Below are 2,500 nucleotides of genomic sequence, written 5' to 3' on the forward strand. Positions count from 1 at the left end.
CTATAAACTAAAAAAGCCTCATTCCGTTTGGAACAAGGCTTTCTAAAAAGTGGCGTCGACTTACTCTCCCACCCTCAATAGGGCAGTACCATCAGCGCTAGTAGTCTTAACTTCTCTGTTCGGAATGGGAAGAGGTGGACCCTACTGCAATAGACACCGAAAATCATTAATATTTTCGTTGATTGAATATTGGGCGATTGAAGAGTAATAAAGCAAAACTATAAGTCTATGGGTAATTAGTACTACTCGGCTTTGACATCACTGTCTTTACACCTGTAGCCTATCAACGTGGTAGTCTTCCACGACCCTTTAAAGATATCTCATCTTGAGGTGAGTTTCGTGCTTAGATGCTTTCAGCGCTTATCTCATCCGCACATAGCTACCCTGCGATGCAGCTGGCGCCACAACAGGTACACCAGAGGTGCGTCCTCCCCGGTCCTCTCGTACTAGAGGAAGGTCCTCTCAAATATCTAACGCCCACAACAGATAGGGACCGAACTGTCTCACGACGTTCTGAACCCAGCTCGCGTGCCACTTTAATGGGCGAACAGCCCAACCCTTGGGACCTTCTCCAGCCCCAGGATGTGACGAGCCGACATCGAGGTGCCAAACCACTCCGTCGATGTGAGCTCTTGGGAGTGATCAGCCTGTTATCCCCGGAGTACCTTTTATCCTTTGAGCGATGGCCCTTCCATGCGGAACCACCGGATCACTATGCTCTAGTTTCCTACCTGGTCGACTTGTAGGTCTCTCAGTCAAGCACCCTTATGCCATTACACTCTACGCACGGTTACCAAGCGTGCTGAGGGTACCTTTAGGAGCCTCCGTTACTCTTTTGGAGGCGACCACCCCAGTCAAACTACCCACCACACAATGTCCGCCATAAAGGCGTTAGACATCAGATAATCCAAGGGTGGTATTTCAAGGACGACTAATCTACGCCTAGCGACGCAGCCTCGAAGTCTCCCACCTATCCTACACATGAATTACCCAATATCAATGTGAAGCTATAGTAAAGGTTCACGGGGTCTTTCCGTCCCGTTGCGGGTAATCGGCATCTTCACCGATACTACAATTTCACCGAGCTCATGGCCGAGACAGTGCCCAGATCGTTACACCATTCGTGCAGGTCGGAACTTACCCGACAAGGAATTTCGCTACCTTAGGACCGTTATAGTTACGGCCGCCGTTTACCGGGGCTTCAATTCAATGCTTCGCCGAAACTAACATCTCCTCTTAACCTTCCGGCACCGGGCAGGTGTCAGGCCTTATACTTCATCTTTCGATTTCGCAAAGCCATGTGTTTTTGATAAACAGTCGCCTGGGCCTATTCACTGCGGCTCCACCGGAGTGGAGCGTCTCTTCTCCCGAAGTTACGAGACCATTTTGCCTAGTTCCTTAGCCATGAATCACTCGAGCGCCTTAGAATTCTCTTCTTGACTACCTGTGTCGGTTTACGGTACGAGTAGTTATAACCTGAAGCTTAGAGGTTTTTCTTGGAACCGCTTAGGGACATTATCCAGTTGTCCGTAGACGCCCGGTACTATCAGGTTCGACAGGATCGGCGGATTTGCCTACCGTTCCTATATCTACACCCTTCAACGTACTATTCCGTCAGTACGCAGTCCTTTCATCAATCCGTCACCCCATCGCAGTTATAACTAGTACGGGAATATTAACCCGTTATCCATCCACTACCCCCTTCGGGTTCGCGTTAGGTCCCGACTAACCCTGAGACGATTAGCGTCGCTCAGGAAACCTTAGTCTATCGGCGAGCAGGTTTCTCGCCTGCTTTATCGTTACTTATTCCTACATTTGCTTTTCTAATCACTCCAGCATCCATCACCAGACACCTTCAACGCAGATTAGAATGCTCCCCTACCAGATGACCATAAGGTCAAATTCATAGCTTCGGTAATACACTTATGCCCGATTATTATCCACGCTCGATCGCTCGACTAGTGAGCTGTTACGCACTCTTTAAATGAATGGCTGCTTCCAAGCCAACATCCTAGCTGTCTATGCAATCGAACCACGTTTTAACAACTTAGCGTATATTTAGGGACCTTAGCTGATGATCTGGGTTCTTTCCCTCTCGGACATGGACCTTAGCACCCATGCCCTCACTGCTGGACATATCTTATAGCATTCGGAGTTTGTCAGGGTTTGGTAGGCGGTGAAGCCCCCTAGCCCAATCAGTAGCTCTACCTCTATAAGACTTTATTCCAACGCTGCACCTAAATGCATTTCGGGGAGTACGAGCTATTTCCCAGTTTGATTGGCCTTTCACCCCTACCCACAGCTCATCCAAAAGCTTTTCAACGCTTACTGGTTCGGTCCTCCATTCCGTGTTACCGGAACTTCAACCTGGCCATGGGTAGATCACAAGGTTTCGCGTCTACCCCCACTGACTATGGCGCCCTATTCAGACTCGCTTTCGCTTCGGCTGCGGACCTTAAATCCTTAACCTTGCCAATGAGGAGTAACTCGTAGGATCATT

Annotated in this window: 2 rRNA genes (1 of these 2 cut by a window edge); both read right to left on the reverse strand. The window is 49.0% G+C overall.

Going from position 1 to position 2,500, the window contains the following annotated elements:
• Positions 1 to 47: 47 nt before the first annotated feature.
• A 5S ribosomal RNA gene (gene rrf / locus BM327_RS15695) occupies positions 48 to 161 on the reverse strand.
• Between the two features lie 55 nt (positions 162 to 216).
• Positions 217 to 2,500, reverse strand: a 23S ribosomal RNA gene (locus BM327_RS15700); it runs 588 nt beyond the window's last position.

Source organism: Lishizhenia tianjinensis, from assembly GCF_900116425.1.
In the GTDB taxonomy this organism is placed as follows: domain Bacteria; phylum Bacteroidota; class Bacteroidia; order Flavobacteriales_D; family Crocinitomicaceae; genus Lishizhenia; species Lishizhenia tianjinensis.